The organism is Antarcticirhabdus aurantiaca (genome assembly GCF_009765365.1).
GTDB lineage: Bacteria > Pseudomonadota > Alphaproteobacteria > Rhizobiales > Rhizobiaceae > Antarcticirhabdus > Antarcticirhabdus aurantiaca.
Genome location: NZ_VTOM01000027.1, coordinates 12,948 through 29,701, shown reverse-complemented (window position 1 = coordinate 29,701; position 16,754 = coordinate 12,948). Strand labels below are relative to the sequence as shown.

Genomic DNA, 16,754 nt, shown 5'->3' with positions numbered 1-16,754 from the left:
GGCGCAAGCCTCGCGCGCGACAGTGCAATGTGACGGCGGAACCGGCCGGGTGGCGGACCCGGCGGCCGGCGAACGAGGCTAAGAATCCATGCGCGACGACGCGGGCAGCGGCAAGCGAATGCGGGTCATCACCATCGCCAACCAGAAGGGCGGCGTCGGCAAGACGACGACGGCGATCAACCTCGCCACCGCGCTCGCGGCGGTGGGGCGCCAGACGCTGGTGATCGACCTCGACCCGCAGGGCAACGCCTCGACGGGCCTTGGCGTGGAGCGCAACGATCGCGAGCTGTCCTCCTACGACGTCCTGATGGAACAGGCGTCGATCACCGAGGCCTGCATCGCGACGGCGGTTCCGAACCTGTCGCTGATCCCCTCGACCCTCGACCTTCTCGGTGTCGAGGCCGAGATGTCGGGCGCGGCGGGCCGAGCTTATCGCCTGCGCGACGCGATCCACTTCCACCAGGTGGAGGAGGCCCGCTTCGACTTCGTGCTGGTCGACTGCCCGCCTTCGCTGAACCTCCTCACCGTCAACGCCATGGCGGCGGCCAACGCGGTGCTCGTGCCGCTGCAGTGCGAGTTCTTCGCCCTCGAAGGCCTTAGCCAGCTCCTCCAGACGGTGGAGCAGGTGCGCGACAGCCTCAACCCGATGCTCGACCTCCACGGCATCGTTCTGACCATGTTCGACGGGCGCAACAACCTCGCGACCCAGGTCGTCAACGACGTGCGCGCCTTCATGGGCGACCACGTCTACGAGACGGTGATCCCGAGAAACGTGCGCATCTCCGAAGCGCCGAGCTTCGGCAAGCCGGCGATCCTCTACGACATGAAATGCCCGGGCAGTCAGGCCTACATCAAGCTGGCCTCCGAGGTGATTCAGCGCGAGCAGGCCCTCGCCGCCGCCTGATCCCTGCGCCCCCGGGCAACGAGACTTCCGAAGGACATGACATGAGCGACGAGAAATCCAGGCAGAGACTGGGGCGCGGCCTCGCTTCCCTCATCGGCGGCGCCGCCGGAACGGCCAGCGGCATCCCCTCCCCCGGCGGCTTCGGCTCCTCGCGCGCCTTTCCCGTGCCGAAGATCGGCCTCGCCACCAAGGACGGCGAGCCGGCTGTCGCGCCCGCGCCCGACCGCACGGTTCCGCTCGACCGCATCCATCCGAACCCGAACAATCCGCGCCGGCACTTCGACGAGGCGGAGCTCGCCGAGCTCGCCGCCTCCTTGAAGACCCACGGCCTCGTCCAGCCGCTGCTCGTGCGCAGCCGCCCGGGCGAGGCGGGCAGCTTCGAGATCGTCGCGGGCGAGCGGCGCTGGCGCGCGGCCCGGATCGCCGGGCTCGCCGCCGTGCCCGTGGTGCTGCGCGAGATCGACGACCGGCAGGCACTCGAGATCGCCATCATCGAGAACGTCCAGCGCGCCGACCTCAACGCGGTCGAGGAAGCGCTGGGCTTCCAGATGCTGATCGACGAGCACGGCTACACGCAGGGCGACCTCGGCGACATCCTGGGGAAGAGCCGCTCCCACGTCGCCAACACGCTGCGCCTCCTGAAGCTGCCGGAAGCGGTGCGCGAGATGGTGATCGCCGGGATGATCTCGGCCGGCCATGCCCGCGCCGCGGTCACGCAGGACGATCCTCTCGCCTTCGCCCGCCACGTCGCCGAAGCGGGCCTGTCGGTGCGCCAGGCCGAGGAGCTCGCCCGCGCCGGGGGGATCCGCTCGGCGGGCGAACCGGACGCGCCCGCCGCACCTTCGAACCCGAAGCGCGCCGCGCCGAGCCGCACCGAGGAGCAGGAGCGCCTCGTGCGCCGCTTCTCCGACGCGCTCGGCCTCGCCGTCGACATCAAGCTGAAGAAGAACCAGTCCGGCGGCCTGCGGATCGACTTCGCGTCCCGCGAGGAGCTCGACGCGCTCCTCGCCCTCATCGAGGAGGCCCGCCGCCGGACGCCGGACGCCGACGGGCCGCGCATCCGATCCGTGTGAGGCGCCGTCGGCGCGGCGCCGCTCAGAAGCGGTAGCCGATGCCGGTCGCCAGGATCAGCGTGTCCTGCTTGACGGCGGCGGTCACGCCGTCGGTCGTCAGCTCGTAGGTCGGCATCAGCATCATCTTGGCCTCGGCATTGGCGTACCAGTTGCCGGTCACGTGGGCGTCGACGCCCGCCTGAAACAGCATGCCGCCGATCGTGTCCACCTCGAAGTCCTGGACGAGACCGCCCGCCGGCTCGATCTTGAAGGGCACGGCGAGCGCCGCGCCCACGCCGAGATAGGGCTTGAAGTCCGTTTCGGGTCGGAAATGATATTGCAGGGACAGCGTTCCCGCCGCCGACCAGATCGAGCCGATGGGAAAGTCCCCGACCAGCGAGTCCTTGATCTCGGGCCGGCTGCGCGACACCCCGCCCTGGCCCGACAAGGCCAGGTTATCGGTCATGAACCACGTGACGTCGGCATCCGGCAGGATCATGTCGGGGCTCTCGACGCGGCCGCCGATGAGATCGATGCTCGAGCGCTGGTTGACCGGAACAAGGCCCGCGATCCGGGCCCGGACGAGAACGTCGCCGGCCGAGAAGCCGGTGGCGGGCTCTTGCGCATGGACAAGCGTTGGCGCGAGGCCGCCGGCGACCACCGTGACCACGCGGAGGAGGATCGCGCCGAGGCGCCGGGATGAGCTCATGTCGAAAAGTCCGAAAAAACGGGAACATGGACGGCGAAGACAGGGCGATCGATTTGTAAGTATAACTTTGTATATGTCGGATCGTCGCTCGGCCTATACCCGTCCTTTACAGTCCCTGTGTTGTATGAGGCTTGATTGGGATCGTCCGAGACGGCTGCATTGCGATGACTTACCGGACATCATGTCAGCTGGACGAGGGGCTGGCCTCCGGCCGTGAACCGGCGGGCGGGCGGACGTGACCTTCGATCTCGACACGCTGCAGTTCGCGACGCTGTCCTCCCGGATCAGCTACGTCCTCGTCTTCGCGCTCCTGGCGCTCCGGCAGCGCGACGACGTCTACATCCTCCACTGGCTGCTCGCCCTGATCTTCTCCATCCTCGGCTCGCTGATCATGTTCAGCCGCCCGATGGACGACATTCTCCCGCCCGTTTTTGGAATGGTGGTTTACGGTCTCTTCGGAGCGAGCCTCGCTTTGTCCTGGAGCGGGTTGCGGCGCTTCCACGAACTGCCGGTGCACGCGCCCTCGGTTCTGGTTCTCGCCGTGCTGCCCGGGCTCGTCTACGGCTGCGGCATGGGCTCCGGTCTGTGGCCGCGGTTGTGTCTGGCGCTCGTCTTCCTCGCCTGCTCCTTGCCGACGGGGCTCGCATTGTTCGAGTGTTTGAGGGCGCAGTCGCGCGATCGCCTCTGGTCGCAATACTTCGCGATCGGGTCCTTTTCCGTGTACTTCATGCTGTTCGTCCTGTCCGTCGTCATCCTCGCGGCGACCGACCAGCCGATGATGTCGGTCGAGTCGGCCAAGATCTCGCTGACGATCGACCAGATCGCCGGCATCCTGATCCACTTCGCCTACCTGGCGATGGCCGGCGAGCGGTCGAACCTTCGGCTCGCCCGGCTGTCCCAGCGCGACCCCCTCACCAGGCTCTTCAATCGCCGCGGCCTTTCGAGCCGGCTGTCGCATGTTTCGATCGCGGGTTCGGCCGTTCTCCTCGCCGACATCGATCACTTCAAGGCCGTCAACGACCGGCTGGGCCACGCGGCGGGCGACGAAGTGCTGGCCCAGTTCGCGGTCCTGATGTCCGGCGTCCTGCGCAAGACCGATCTCGGGGCGCGCTGGGGCGGCGAGGAGTTCCTGGCCGTGCTGCCGGCGACCAGCGCCGCCGAGGCGCTGGCGATCGCGGAGCGGCTTCGCTTCGCCGCCGCCGCGGCGCCGGTGGCGGTGGGCGGAACGCTCCTGCCCGTGACGGTCAGCATCGGCGTGGCCGTGGTGGACGAAACGGAAGCCGACATCGGACCCGCGACGGCGCGGGCGGACGCGGCCCTCTACCGCGCCAAGGCCGGCGGACGGAACCGGGTCTGCGGCCTCGATCTCGCACCGAGCGTCGCGGACGACGGCGCCGCCGCGAGCCCGCGCCGGCCGCCCGGCGCCTTGAGCCCGCTGGCCTCCTGACCGCAGCCCGGCCTTACCGCCGCCGGTTGCGCGCCTTGGCGGCGTCGACGGCGATGGTGAGGAGGAGGCGGTGGGCGAGCGTCAGGGCAAGGGCCGACTCGCGCCGCGACAGGAGGATGTCGGCTTCGATGCGCGACAGGGCCTCGGCCAGGCTCTCCGTCGTCCAGGCGGAGAGCGCGGCCTCGAAGGCCGCCTTGCGACGGAAGTGCGGGCGGCGCTTCTCGATCACGCGGGCGGGGCTCGCGTCGTTCGAGCGCTCCATCTCGGCGCGCATGGCCTGGAGCTGCTGGAAGTGCCGCAGGAGGCCCTGCTGGAGCTGGAACACCGGCGTTCCCGCCGAGGTCAGGCGCTCGATGAGGTGGGGGAGCTTCTTGACCTCGCCGGAGGCCGCCGCGTCGATCGCCTCGTCCAGCGTGTCGGCGGACACGTCGCCGACGATCGCCGCGACGTCCTCGGCGCTCACCGTCGGCTGGCCGTGGGCGTAGAGGGCGAGCTTGGCGATCTCGCCGCGCGAGGCGAGCCGGTCGGCGCCCAGGCGCGACTTCAGCTCGTCGCGCGCCTGCGGTTCGAGAACGAGGCCGGCGGACCTCATCGCCTCGGCGATCAAGCCGTCGAGCGAGCGGCCCTCGTCGGCGTAGCAGGGCAGCGCCATGGCGCCGCGGCCCTTCTCGGCGGCGGTGCGCAGCGGCGCGCTCTTCTTGAGGTCGCCCGCCTCGATGACGATCGTCGCGTCGCGCGGGGGCTCGGCGGCGAGCGCCGCGACGGCTTCGGCCAGCGCCTTGGCGGAGCCGGTGGCACCCTTGACGCGCACGAGGCGGCGGCCGCCGAAGAGCGAGACGGTGCGCGCCTCGTCGAAGAGGCGGCCGGGCTCGCGCTCGACCTCGGCCGCTTCCAGGAGGACGCTGGCGAAGGGATCGGACAGGTCGACGCCTGACAGGGCCGCCGCCTTCTTCGCGCGCTCCGCCACGAGCCCCGTATCGGGCCCGTAGATCAGGAGGATCGGGAAGCTCGTGTCCGGGCGGGACAGGAAGGCGTCGACCTCCCCCGCCTTGCGCTCAGCCACGCCTCAGTCGGTCAGCCGACGACGCGCCGCAGCGCCGCGGCGACGGCGAGCTCGACCTTCCTAGCGACGTCCTGGGCGGCTTCCGCGCGGGCGTTGGTGGCGGCGCGATCGGCGGCGAAGAGCTGGGCCGACTGGTCGTAGGGCGCCTGCGAGGAGCGCGTGCCCGCGTCGATGACCCGGTTGTCGGAAAGGCGAACGATCTGGTAGCTCACCGTCATCGTGTAGATCGCGGCGGTGGGCAGGCCGGAGATCGGCTCGATCACCGCCGAGCGCTGCGTTCCGGTGGCGACCAGGCGCAGCTCGTAGGGCGCGCCGGACACGGCGTCGCCGCCGTTGAGGCGGGTGAGAAGGGCGTTGCGCACGAGCTGCGTCGTGCGGTCGACCGGCGTCGGGATCGCGACGAGGCCGCGGATCCTGCCGCGGGTATCGGCCGCGGCGAGCGTGGAGTCCGGCGACAAGCCGTTCGTGCCGTAGAGCGGGCCGGAGGTGCAGCCGGCCAGCGCCAGCCCGGCAAGGGCCAGCACCGCGGAAGCGCGCCGGAGCGAACGGTCAAACGACGACATTGATGATCCTTCCGGGTACCACGACGACGCGCTTGGGCGCTTGGCCGCCGAGCGCGGCCTGGACGAAGTCGAGGGCGAGCGCCTCGGCTTCGATCGCAGCTTTGTCGGCGCCCGCGGGAACGGTCAAGTCGCCGCGCTTCTTGCCGTTGATCTGGACCGGCAGAGTGACCTCGTCGTCACGCAGGAGCGCGGGTTCGGCCACCGGCCAGGGCGCTGCGGCGCAAAGGCCCGTCTCGCCCAGCGCCTGCCAGCATTCCTCGGCGAGATGCGGCATCATCGGCGCGACGAGGCGCACGAGGATCGTCGCGGCCTCGCGCGCGGCGGCGCGCGCTTCAGGCGCGGCGGTGTCGAGGCTCGCGAAGGGACCGGCGAGCGCGTTGACCAGCTCATAGAGCCGCGCGACGGCCTTGTTGAAGGCGAGGCGCTCGATGTCGTCGGTGACGCCGGCCGCCGCGCGGTGCGCCGCCTTGCGAAGCGCGGTCGCCGCGGGATCGTCGGACGGTGCCTCGGCGGCGCCCGCGAGGTGCGGCGCGGCCTCCGAGACGACGCGCCAGAGGCGCTGGACGAAGCGATGGGCGCCCTCGACGCCGGCCTCGGTCCAGATCACGTCGCGGTCGGGCGGCGAGTCGGAGAGCATGAACCAGCGCGCCGTGTCGGCGCCGTAGCTCGCGATGATGTCGTCGGGATCGACGACGTTCTTCTTCGACTTCGACATCTTCTCGATCGAGCCGATGGCGATCTGGCCGCCCGTGGACAGGCGGGTCGCCGTCCGCGCGCCGTCGGCCTCCGTGATCGAGACGTCGGCCGGCACGACCCATTCCGAACCGTCGCGATAGGTCTCGTGGACCACCATGCCCTGCGTGAACAGGCCCTTGAACGGCTCGTCGAGGTCGAGGTGGCCCGTCGCCCGCATCGCGCGGGTGAAGAAGCGCGAGTAGAGGAGGTGCAGGATCGCGTGCTCGATGCCGCCGATGTACTGGTTCACCGGCAGCCAGGCATTGGCGATCTGCGGATCGGTCGGCCCGGCGGCGTGCGGGCTCGTGAAGCGCGCGAAGTACCAGGACGAGTCGACGAAGGTATCCATCGTGTCCGTTTCGCGCAGGGCCGGCCCCCCGCATTGCGGGCAGGTGGCCTGGCGCCAGGTCGGATGGCGGTCGAGCGGGTTGCCGGGCTTCTCGAAGTCGATGTCGTCGGGCAGGCGGACCGGCAGGTTCTCGCGCGCCTCCGGCACGACGCCGCAGGCCTCGCAGTGGAGCACCGGGATCGGGCAGCCCCAATAGCGCTGGCGCGATACGCCCCAGTCGCGCAGGCGGAAGTTCACCTGGCGCTTGGCCTGAGGACGACCGGAGAGATCCGTGTCCTCCAGGCGCTTCGCGACGGCGTCGAAGCCCTCATCCGGGGTGAGGCCGTCGAGGAAGCGCGAATGGAACAGGGTCCCCTCGCCCGTGAAGGCCTCGGTGCCGACGTCGAAGGTGGCCGCGTCCGCGCCCTCGGGCAGCACGACGGGCACGACCGGCAGGGCGTATTTCCGGGCGAAGTCGAGGTCGCGCTGGTCGTGCGCCGGGCAGCCGAAGATCGCGCCGGTGCCGTAGTCCATGAGGACGAAGTTCGCGACGTAGACCGGCACGGTCCAGTTCGGATCGAGCGGGTGGACGGCTCTCAGCCCCGTGTCGAAGCCCTTCTTCTCGGCCGTCTCGATCTCGGCCGCCGAGGTGCCGCCGCGCCGCGCCTCCTCGACGAAGGCGGCGAGCTTCGGATTGCCCGCGGCCGCGGCTTTCGACAGCGGATGGTCGGGCGCCACGGCGACGAAGGAGGCGCCGAACAGCGTGTCCGGCCGGGTCGTGAAGACCTCGACCTCGTCGATATCAGCCGGCTTATTTGCAGCGTCGAGCCGCCAGCGCACCAGCAGGCCTTCCGAGCGGCCGATCCAGTTGCGCTGCATCAGGCGCACCTTTTCCGGCCATTCCGGCAGGTGGTCGAGCGCTGAAAGCAAGTCCTCGGCGAATTCGGTGATCGTGAAGAACCACTGCGTCAGCTCGCGCTGCTCGACGGGCGCGCCCGAGCGCCAGCCGCGCCCGTCGATCACCTGCTCGTTGGCGAGCACAGTGTTGTCGACCGGGTCCCAGTTGACCTTGGACTTGCGGCGATAGGCAAGGCCCTTCTCCAGGAGGTCCAGGAAGAGCATCTGCTGGCGGTGGTAGTAGTCGACGTCGCAGGTCGCGAACTCCCGGCTCCAGTCGAGCGACAGGCCCATGGATTTGAGCTGCGCGCGCATGGTCGCGATGTTGGCGTAGGTCCATTCGCGCGGATGGACCTTGTTCTGCATGGCGGCGTTCTCGGCCGGCATGCCGAAGGCGTCCCAGCCCATGGGATGCAGGACGTTGTGGCCGCGGGCGCGCTTGAAGCGCGCGACGACGTCGCCCATCGCGTAGTTGCGCACGTGGCCCATATGGATGCGCCCCGACGGGTAGGGGAACATCTCAAGCACGTAGTACTTTTCGCCCGGCGCGTCGTTCCGCGTCTCGAAGAGCTTGTTCTCGTCCCACACGGCCTGCCAGCGCGGCTCGGCGGCTTTGGGATTGTATCGTTCGGTGGCCATGGGCGGACGCGTTCCGGATCGGATGATTCCGCCCGGCTTCAACACGGGAAGGGGCCGAGGGTCAACCGAGCATCACGCCCGCGCAAGCCGCGTAGGGCCAGGCAGCGACCCTGGTGAGCCTTGCAGGCGAAGGCGGGGCGATGGGCGAGCGGCGCACCGGGACGGACGCGCCACCCCGGCCGAGGCGACGGCCTCGCCCGCGATGACGGAGGTGATGCGAGGGGGTTGTTCCCGATCGGCGTCACGCTCGAGGTGAGAAGGACCCGGAAAGGCCGGCAGGTCTTCCTCCGGGCCCTGCCGATCGTCTAAGGCGTGGGCCGCCGGAGTTCGCCCTCCCGCGGCGGCTCCGATAAGCTGATACGACGCATCGACATCTCAACGAAAGCTGGAGTTCCGCCATGCCCGATACCGTGGTCGACCGCCTCGAAGCCGTTCGCGCCGCGATCGTGCGCGCCGAGGCCGAGGCGGAGCGTGCCGCCGGCTCGGCGGCGCTGGTCGCGGTGTCGAAGACCTATGGCGAGGAGGCCATCCTGCCGGTCCTCGAAGCCGGTCAGCGGATCTTCGGCGAGAACAAGGTGCAGGAGGCCAAGGCCAAGTGGCCGGCGCTTCGCGAGCGCTTCCCCGACATCGAGCTGCATCTCATCGGCCCGCTCCAGTCCAACAAGGCCGGCGAGGCGGTGGCGCTCTTCGACGTGATCGAGACGGTGGACCGCGAGAAGATCGCGGCGGCCCTCGCCAAGGAGATGGAGAAGCAGAACCGCCGTCCCCGCCTCTTCGTCCAGGTCAACACCGGCGAGGAGCCGCAGAAGGCCGGCATCGCGCCAAACGAGACGATCGCCTTCGTGGCGCGCTGCCGGGATATGCACGGCTTGGCGATCGAGGGCCTGATGTGCATCCCGCCGGCCGACGAGAATCCGGGGCCGCACTTCGCCCTCCTCGCCAGGCTAGCGCGCGAGGCCGGCCTCTCCAAGCTCTCCATGGGCATGTCCGGCGACTACGACATCGCCGTGTCGCTCGGGGCGACGAGCATGCGCGTCGGCTCGGCGATCTTCGGCGCGCGGGCCTCCTCCGCTCCTTGACGGCGCCGGCGCTCTCGCGCCGGCCTTGCCGCTGCGATCGCGCCCTATATCGCGGATTGACGCTGCCCCGGAGGGCGGCCCGACGCGAGGCGAGACAACAGCATGACGCACGAGAACGCCCGGCTCGCCCGGCAGACGGCGCTGGTGACGGGCGTGGCGGCCGCCATCCTCTGCGGCATCGCGCTTCTGGTCTATGCCGGCTCGGTGTTCCTGATCGTCTTCGCGGGGCTCCTCTTCGCCGCGATCTTCCGCGGCCTCGCCAATGCGCTTCACCGGCTCGGCGTGCCGGTGAAGCTCGGCCTCGTCGTCGTCGTCCTCCTGTTCCTGGCGCTGCTCGGCTTGTCCATCGCCTATGGCGGCGTGACGCTGGTCGGGCAGTTCCGCGACCTCCTGCGCGGCGTCGAGAGCCAGGCCGGGCAGCTGATCTCCAACATCGAGAACCAGGGCCTGCCGCTGGTCGGCGACGGCGGTCCGATCGAGCCCGGCCAGCTCGCCAGCCTCCTGCCCAACCCGCAAGGGCTCTTCACCTCGGCCGGGCAGGCGGTGTTCGGGGCGCTCGGCGCGCTCGGCAACCTCTTCGTGATCTTCTTCCTCGCCGTCTTCGTCGCCTGGCAGCCGAGCCTCTACCGCGACGGCCTCGTCAGCCTGTTTCCGAAGGACAAGCGCGAGCGGGTGCGCGAGGTGCTGAAGAAGAGCGCCCACGCCCTCGTGATGTGGGTCGCCGGCAGCGGCATCTCGATGCTCACCGTCTTCGTCGTGTCCTGGGCCGGCCTCTGGCTGATCGGCATGCCGAACGCCTTCCTCCTGGCGCTGCAGGCGGGCATCCTCGCCTTCATCCCGACGCTCGGCGCCTTCGTCGCCGGCGTCGTGATCGTGCTGGCGGCCCTGGGCGAGGGCATGACCATGGCGCTCTGGGCGCTCGGCATCTACGTCCTCATCCAGGGCGTCGAGAGCAACATCACGACGCCCATCGCCCAGCGCTACATGACGGCCCTGCCGCCCGCCCTCACCCTCGGCTTCCAGATCCTGTTCGGCCTGCTCTTCGGTCTCCTCGGCTTCGTCATGGCCGTGCCCTTCCTCGCCGTTCTCATCGTCCTGGTGCGCGAGTTCTACGTCGAAGACGCCCTCGGCGGCATGGCAAGCGAGGAGGCGGGCGCGCGCTGAACCCAAACCCGACCAAGGGCGGAGGCGCACCGCTGTGGACGCGGGCGCCGGGCTTCCCCTAGATAGAACCGGGAGCGGAAGGCGCCTCGCGGCCCTTCCCATATGACGTCAGACAGGAACCGGGAGGGTTTCGATGAGTGCCGTGATCGCCGTCAAGGACGAGTGGAAGAGCCGCGCCAAGATCGACGACGCGACCTATCGCGCCTGGTACGAGCGCAGCGTTTCCGATCCCGACGGCTTCTGGGGCGAGCACGGCAAGCGCCTCGACTGGATCAAGCCCTATTCGCGCGTCAAGAACGCCTCCTTCGCGCCGGGCCACGTGTCCATCAAGTGGTTCGAGGACGGGACCCTCAACGTTTCCGCCAACTGCATCGACCGGCACCTGGGCGCGCGTGCCGAGCAGACCGCGATCCTCTGGGAGGGTGACGATCCGAACGAGTCGCGGATCGTCACCTATCGCGAGCTCCACGAGGAGGTGAGCCGCATGGCGAACGTCCTGAAGGATCGTGGCGTGAAGCGCGGCGACCGCGTCACGCTTTACATGCCGATGATCCCGGAAGCGGCCTTCGCCATGCTCGCCTGCACGAGGCTAGGCGCCGTCCATTCCGTCGTCTTCGGCGGCTTCTCGCCGGACGCGCTGGCCGGACGCCTGGTCGACGCGGCCTCCTCGGTGCTCATCACCGCCGACGAGGGCCTTCGCGGCGGGCGCAAGGTTCCGCTGAAAAGCAATGCCGACAAGGCGGTGGAGATCGCAGGGAAGGGCGGGCAGAGCGTCGACACCGTTCTCGTCGTGCGCCGCACCGGCGGCAACGTCGCCTTCGACGGGTCCCGCGACGTCTGGTGGCACGAGGCGCGCGAGACGGCCTCCGCCGACTGCCCGCCGGAGGAGATGAACGCCGAGGACCCGCTGTTCATCCTCTACACCTCGGGATCGACGGGCAAGCCCAAGGGCGTCCTCCACACCACCGGCGGCTACCTCGTCTACGCCTCGATGACGCACGAATACGTCTTCGACTACCATGACGGGGACATCTACTGGTGCACGGCGGACGTCGGCTGGGTGACCGGCCACAGCTACATCGTCTACGGGCCGCTCGCCAACGGCGCGACGACGCTGATGTTCGAGGGCGTGCCGAACTATCCCGACGTGTCGCGCTTCTGGCAGGTCATCGACAAGCACAAGGTCAACATCTTCTACACCGCGCCCACCGCCATCCGCGCCCTGATGGGCTCGGGCGACGAGCCGGTGAAGACGACCTCCCGCGCCTCGCTGAAGGTCCTCGGCTCGGTCGGCGAGCCGATCAACCCGGAGGCCTGGAACTGGTACTACCGGGTGGTCGGCGAGGAGCGCGTGCCCATCGTCGACACCTGGTGGCAGACCGAGACCGGCGGCATCCTGATCACGCCGCTGCCGGGCGCCACGGACCTGAAGCCGGGCTCTGCGACGCGCCCCTTCTTCGGCGTCGTGCCGCAGCTCGTCGACAACGAGGGCAAGCCGCTGGAGGGCGCGGCCGAAGGCAATCTCTGCATCACCGAGAGCTGGCCCGGCCAGATGCGCACGGTCTACGGCGACCACGAGCGCTTCGAGCAGACCTACTTCTCGACCTATCCGAACACATACTTCACCGGCGACGGCGCCCGCCGCGACGCCGACGGCTACTGGTGGATCACCGGCCGCGTCGACGACGTGATCAACGTGTCCGGCCACCGCATGGGCACGGCCGAGGTCGAGTCCTCGCTGGTCGCCCACCCCAAGGTCTCGGAAGCGGCCGTCGTCGGCTACCCGCACGACATCAAGGGCCAGGGCATCTACTGCTACGTGACGCTCATGGAGGGCGTCGCGCCGTCGGACGAGCTGAAGAAGGAACTCGTCCAGCACGTGCGCAACGACATCGGCGCCATCGCCTCGCCGGACAAGATCCAGTTCGCGCCGGGCCTGCCCAAGACGCGCTCGGGCAAGATCATGCGCCGCATCCTGCGCAAGATCGCCGAGGACGACTTCGGAGCCCTCGGCGACACCTCGACCCTGGCCGATCCGGCCGTCGTCGACGACCTCGTCGACAACCGCCAAAACCGCAAGGGCTGACGCCACACGCCGCCCGGCCGCGTTTCACGTGAAACGCGGCCGGGCGGGTCTCAGAACACCCGGCCGAGGCGGGCGTCGACCGAATGGCGGTTGGGGCCGCGCACGACGAAGAACAGGGTGATCGCTGCCCAGAGGATCGACTTCTCGGACCCCGAATAGCCCTGGCCCTGCGTCACCCAGTGGAACCAGACGGTGACGAGAAGGACGATCGTCGCCGCGAAGGCCGCCGGGCGGGTGAGAAAGCCGAGGGCGATGAACAGCCCGCCGAGGAACTCGGTGGCGGCGAGAAGCGGCGACCAGAAGACGCCGGGATAGAAGCCGAGCCCTTCCACCATGCCGACGGCACCGAAGGGATTCATGATCTTCGGAACGCCGTGGGCGACGAGGGCGAGGCCGCACACGACGCGCAACAGGGTCTCCGCGCCCGTGTCGAGGCGGGCGTAGAGGCCGCCGAGCGCGGGGATGACGAGCGGGCGGCGGGTGGTGATGTCGGACATGGGATGATCCTGAACGATGAATGCCGTCCGGCGGCGCGCCCGCCCACAGGCGGTGCGCTGGCGCGAAAGCCCGGTGCATCGGGGACGCGAACGGCGTGAAAACGGATGAGGTGGAGCGAGCCGCGTGGTTGCGCGGGTTCGAACCGTCAGGATCGTGGAGGCGGATCGATTCCGGGCGGGGTCCAGCCGGTCCAACGGGCCGAGCGGACCTCGAAGGCGAGCGCCCGGCTGGCGTGGGAGGGTGCGGGATCGGCGGCGCGCGCCTCGATCGCCTTCATCGAGCAGGGCGCGTCAGCGGAAACGCCGGCGCGCGGCATCGCCGCCTGCGCAGCGGAGTCGACCGGGCATTGTTCGAGGACAACGCGCTTGCTCGGGCAGGGCGGCTCCGCCTGCGATACGACGAGCGGCGCGGCCATGCTCGCCAGCGCCGGCGCGGCGAAGCCGGCGGCGACGAGAACGAGCAGGATCATCCGCAGAAGCGATCGCATGGCGCCCGTCTTAATGCGGTGCAGCATGGCAGGCAAGGCGGCCGCGGAAGCGGACGAGGCGCCGGTCTTCGGCGCTATGCGTCACCGGCCCGCGCGGGCGAACCGGCCGACGCGGCGAGAGCCGCCATGGCCTCGGCCTCGTCGACCACGTCGGCGACGCCGAGCGCGCGGCGGATGCGGCTCGTGTCCGTGACGAGCGGCTGGCGATAATCGAAGGGCGGGGGCGCCGGCGCCTCGCCGTCGCGCGGCGGCAGGCGGGCGAGGCGTTCACCCATCGTCGGCGTCTGCGCCTCGCCGACGTTGAAGACGGCGTTGCGGGCATCGGGGTGGAGCGTGGCGGCGGCGATCGCGGCGCCGACGTTCTCGACATGGCCGTGCGTCCAGCGCCAGTCCGGCACCGCCGCGAAGCCGTAGACCGTGCCGAGGCCGCCATTCTCCTCCGGCCCGTAGACCTTGGGCAGGCGCAGGATCGTCCAATCAAGGCCGGGCGCGTCCCGGACGGCGGCCTCCGCCAGCACCTTGTCGTAGTCGCGGGCATAGGCGCCGAGCTGCGCTTCCATGCCGCGGTAAGGGTAGAGGATGCTGCGCAGCGGCGCGTCCTCGCTCAGCGGCACCGGCTCGCCGGGCTCGGCCTTCGTCAGGCGGCCATAGGCGCGGTAGACGTCGAAGCTCGAAGAATGCGCATGATCGCTACGCCCGCGTCACCCAGTCGACGTGACGCTCCACCGAGCGGGCGAGCGCCTCGCGCCCGCCCTTGGCGATGACGCGGTTCCAGAAGGCGCCGTAGATCGCCTCGAATTCGAGGCCGTCGAGCGCGGCCTCGATGCGGCGCACCGCGGCGGCGCCGAGGGGCAGGTAGTTGGGATAGGAGCGCATGAAGCCGAGGTGCTCGCCGTCCGGCGCGACCTGAAGGACGTCGCCGGTGAACAGCGCGCCGCCCGGCTCGTGCGCCGAGTGCAGGACGCTCGCGCCCTCGAAATGCCCGCCGCAGCGGATCAGGGTCAGGCCCGGTAGGATCTCCAGCCGCTCGCCCTCCCAGAAGCGGTGCTCGCTCGCCTTGTTGACCACGAAGCCCGCATCGTCGGCGTGGGTGTAGACCGGCGCGTCGAAGGCCGCGCTCCAATCCGCCATGGCGGAGTAATAGTGCGGGTGAGAGATGGCGATGGCGTCGATGCCGCCCAGCGCCGACAGGATCTCGGCGCTGGCCCGGTCGACCAGCGTCACGCAGTCCCAAAGGACGTTGCCGCCCGGCGAGCGCACGAGAAGCGCGCGCTGGCCGATGGCGAAGGACGGCTCGGGCGCGACGGCGAGAACCCGGTGCTCGTAGTGGAAGCCTTGGCGATGGCCGCCTCGCACCGCCGAGAGCGTCGTCCAGCGCTGGCCGCCCGGCGGCAGGTACTGGCGCTCGTCGAGGCAGATCGGGCAGGCGGCGGGCGGAGCCGGACTCGGCGGCCAGACCGTGCCGCAGGTGTCGCAGACGAAGGAGTCCATCGGGCCTGCTCCTCCCCGGCGCGGCGTTTCGCCGCCGAGAATGGGCGAGAACGCATGATTTCGTCCAGACCCCTTGCGGGCGCCGATTTCGGCGCCCATACTTTGCCTCGTGTTCAACGCAGCGAAAGGAGGTGATCCAATGTCGAGTGATTTCCAGATGTCGGTTGGGTCGATGGGTTCCAAGGCCGTAAAGGGGCAGTCTCCTTCGCGCGCATAAGGGATCTGCGATTCCCCCGAGGGTTCTCGCGGACCCCCGGCATCGCATGAATCACGGAAAGCCGCCTCCCAGACCCGGGAGGCGGCTTTTTTCATGGGCGCTCGTCTGGCGCGGGCGCCGGTCAGGCCGCCGCGGCGCGCCGGCGCTCGGCGGCACGGCCGAGCACCAGCATGACGCCTGCGCCCGCGACCACCGCCAGCGCCGCGTAGACGATGACGCCCGTCGGGCCGAGGCCGTCGATCAGGAGACCGCCGATCATGGCGCCGCTCGCGATCGCCACCTGGAAGCTCGAGGACAGGAGCGCGCCGGAGCTTTCCGCGAGTTCGGGCGCGGCGCGCGCGTTCCAGATCGAGACCGAGACCGGGAAGGCGCCGAAGGCGAAGCCCCAGAGCGCGGTCGCGGCGAAGGCGAATTCGGCGACCGGGCCGAAGAGGATCAGCGCCAGAGCCGCGGCGGTGACGAGGACGGCCGCGCTGCCGGCGGCCAGCGCCGGCGAGCGCGCCGCCACCGCTCCGCCCGCGACGTTGCCGGCAAAGCCGCCGACGCCGAAGGCGAGGAGCGCCAGCGACACGGTCGCGGCGTTGAGGCGCGGCACTTCCTCCAGGAAGGGGCGGATGAAGGTGAGGCCCGCGAAATGGCCGGACACGACCAGGATCACCGTGCCGAGACCGATCAGGATGCCGCGATGCGAGAGCGCCGCGCCGAAGGCCGACAGGCCCGGCGCGGCGGTCGCGGGCAGCGAGGGAAGCGCCGCGAGCTGAACGAGAAGGGCGACCGCGCCCAGGCCCGAGGCCGCCAGGAACGTCGCGCGCCACCCCCACAGCTCGCCCAGCGCGGCACCGAGCGGCGCGGCGCAGACGGTGGCGGCCGAAACGCCCATGATGATGATCGAGATCGCCCGGGGCACGTCGGCCGGTGGCACGAGCCGCAGCGCCAGCGCCGTCATCATCGCCCAGAAGCCGCCGAGGGCGAAGCCGAGAAGGCCGCGGGCGAGAAGCAGCTCGAAAACGCTCGCCGCCCGCGCCGACAGGATGCCGGACACGACGAGGAGGGCCATCAGCACCCAGACGATCAGCCGCCGGTCGAGCCGGCCGGAGCCGAGCACCAGGAGCGGACCGGCGATGGCGGCGACCACGGCGGTCGCGGTGATCGCCTGGCCGGCGGTGCCGTTGGAGACGTCGAGTTCGGCCGCGATGGGGGTGAGGAGGCTGACCGGCAGGAACTCGGCCGTCACGAGGCCGAAGACGCCGAAGGACAGGGAGAAGACCGCGGTCCAGCGGGCGCGCTCCGCGGGCGGGGCCTGAACGGCGATGGTCGGCTCGGCGGGGCCGCGCGCGGAAGCGATGTCGGTCATGGCTGCGATCTTTCGTGATGCGCTGCGAAGAGGCGGCAAAC

15 protein-coding genes are annotated in these 16,754 nt (G+C 70.2%); 6 read left to right on the top strand and 9 right to left on the bottom strand.

Features of this window, described 5'->3' with window-relative positions:
• Nucleotides 1-88: 88 nt before the first annotated feature.
• Nucleotides 89-904 (top strand): ParA family protein, encoded by an 816-nt coding sequence (locus FZN60_RS24470; RefSeq protein ID WP_422570111.1) that lies wholly within the window; start codon nucleotides 89-91, stop codon nucleotides 902-904.
• A 41-nt stretch (nucleotides 905-945) separates the two neighbouring features.
• Nucleotides 946-1,977 carry a ParB/RepB/Spo0J family partition protein gene (locus FZN60_RS24465; protein ID WP_158876150.1) on the top strand — a complete coding sequence of 344 codons (1,032 nt, stop codon included), beginning with the start codon at nucleotides 946-948 and terminating at the stop codon, nucleotides 1,975-1,977.
• A gap of 22 nt (nucleotides 1,978-1,999) precedes the next feature.
• On the opposite strand, the gene FZN60_RS24460 is transcribed toward FZN60_RS24465, so the two are convergent.
• Nucleotides 2,000-2,665 (bottom strand): OmpW/AlkL family protein, encoded by a 666-nt coding sequence (locus FZN60_RS24460; RefSeq protein ID WP_158876148.1) that lies wholly within the window; start codon nucleotides 2,663-2,665, stop codon nucleotides 2,000-2,002.
• Between the two features lie 235 nt (nucleotides 2,666-2,900).
• On the opposite strand from FZN60_RS24460, the gene FZN60_RS24455 reads away from it, so the two are divergent.
• Nucleotides 2,901-4,112, top strand: a complete 1,212-nt coding sequence (locus tag FZN60_RS24455) for a GGDEF domain-containing protein (RefSeq protein ID WP_158876146.1) — start codon at nucleotides 2,901-2,903, stop codon at nucleotides 4,110-4,112.
• A gap of 13 nt (nucleotides 4,113-4,125) precedes the next feature.
• Here FZN60_RS24455 and holA read toward each other — a convergent pair whose 3' ends face one another.
• Genes holA through leuS form a run of 3 tightly spaced genes read right to left on the bottom strand, consistent with a single transcriptional unit; the run spans nucleotide 4,126 to nucleotide 8,337 of the window.
• Nucleotides 4,126-5,175, bottom strand: a complete 1,050-nt coding sequence (gene holA, locus FZN60_RS24450) for a DNA polymerase III subunit delta (RefSeq protein ID WP_158876144.1) — start codon at nucleotides 5,173-5,175, stop codon at nucleotides 4,126-4,128.
• A gap of 11 nt (nucleotides 5,176-5,186) precedes the next feature.
• A complete protein-coding gene (locus FZN60_RS24445; protein ID WP_158876142.1) occupies nucleotides 5,187-5,738 on the bottom strand; it encodes an LPS assembly lipoprotein LptE in 552 nt (183 codons plus the stop codon).
• The gene (gene leuS / locus FZN60_RS24440; protein ID WP_158876140.1) at nucleotides 5,725-8,337 is read right to left on the bottom strand and encodes a leucine--tRNA ligase; all 2,613 of its coding nucleotides are present in this window, start codon (nucleotides 8,335-8,337) and stop codon (nucleotides 5,725-5,727) included. Before leuS ends, FZN60_RS24445 begins: the two co-directional genes overlap by 14 nt.
• A gap of 398 nt (nucleotides 8,338-8,735) precedes the next feature.
• On the opposite strand from leuS, the gene FZN60_RS24435 reads away from it, so the two are divergent.
• The 3 genes from FZN60_RS24435 (at nucleotide 8,736) to acs (ending at nucleotide 12,666) form a co-directional block, all read left to right on the top strand.
• Nucleotides 8,736-9,416 (top strand): YggS family pyridoxal phosphate-dependent enzyme, encoded by a 681-nt coding sequence (locus tag FZN60_RS24435; protein ID WP_158876138.1) that lies wholly within the window; start codon nucleotides 8,736-8,738, stop codon nucleotides 9,414-9,416.
• Between the two features lie 102 nt (nucleotides 9,417-9,518).
• On the top strand, nucleotides 9,519-10,580 hold the full coding sequence (locus FZN60_RS24430) for an AI-2E family transporter (RefSeq protein WP_158876136.1): 1,062 nt from the start codon (nucleotides 9,519-9,521) through the stop codon (nucleotides 10,578-10,580).
• A gap of 133 nt (nucleotides 10,581-10,713) precedes the next feature.
• Complete coding sequence (acs, locus tag FZN60_RS24425; RefSeq protein ID WP_158876134.1) at nucleotides 10,714-12,666, top strand: acetate--CoA ligase; 1,953 nt, start codon at nucleotides 10,714-10,716, stop codon at nucleotides 12,664-12,666.
• Nucleotides 12,667-12,716: 50 nt separating this feature from the next.
• Here acs and FZN60_RS24420 read toward each other — a convergent pair whose 3' ends face one another.
• The 5 genes from FZN60_RS24420 to FZN60_RS24400 all read right to left on the bottom strand — a co-directional run bounded on the left by FZN60_RS24420 (nucleotide 12,717) and on the right by FZN60_RS24400 (nucleotide 16,713).
• Entirely contained in the window at nucleotides 12,717-13,163 is a 447-nt protein-coding gene (locus tag FZN60_RS24420; RefSeq protein WP_158876132.1) for a DoxX family protein, read from the bottom strand.
• 146 nt (nucleotides 13,164-13,309) lie between these two features.
• Nucleotides 13,310-13,651 (bottom strand): hypothetical protein, encoded by a 342-nt coding sequence (locus tag FZN60_RS24415; protein ID WP_158876131.1) that lies wholly within the window; start codon nucleotides 13,649-13,651, stop codon nucleotides 13,310-13,312.
• Nucleotides 13,652-13,725: 74 nt separating this feature from the next.
• Nucleotides 13,726-14,265 (bottom strand): NAD-dependent epimerase/dehydratase family protein, encoded by a 540-nt coding sequence (locus tag FZN60_RS24410; RefSeq protein WP_158876130.1) that lies wholly within the window; start codon nucleotides 14,263-14,265, stop codon nucleotides 13,726-13,728.
• 76 nt (nucleotides 14,266-14,341) lie between these two features.
• Complete coding sequence (locus FZN60_RS24405; RefSeq protein WP_158876129.1) at nucleotides 14,342-15,142, bottom strand: MBL fold metallo-hydrolase; 801 nt, start codon at nucleotides 15,140-15,142, stop codon at nucleotides 14,342-14,344.
• 338 nt (nucleotides 15,143-15,480) lie between these two features.
• A complete protein-coding gene (locus FZN60_RS24400; RefSeq protein ID WP_158876128.1) occupies nucleotides 15,481-16,713 on the bottom strand; it encodes an MFS transporter in 1,233 nt (410 codons plus the stop codon).
• Nucleotides 16,714-16,754 lie beyond the last annotated feature (41 nt).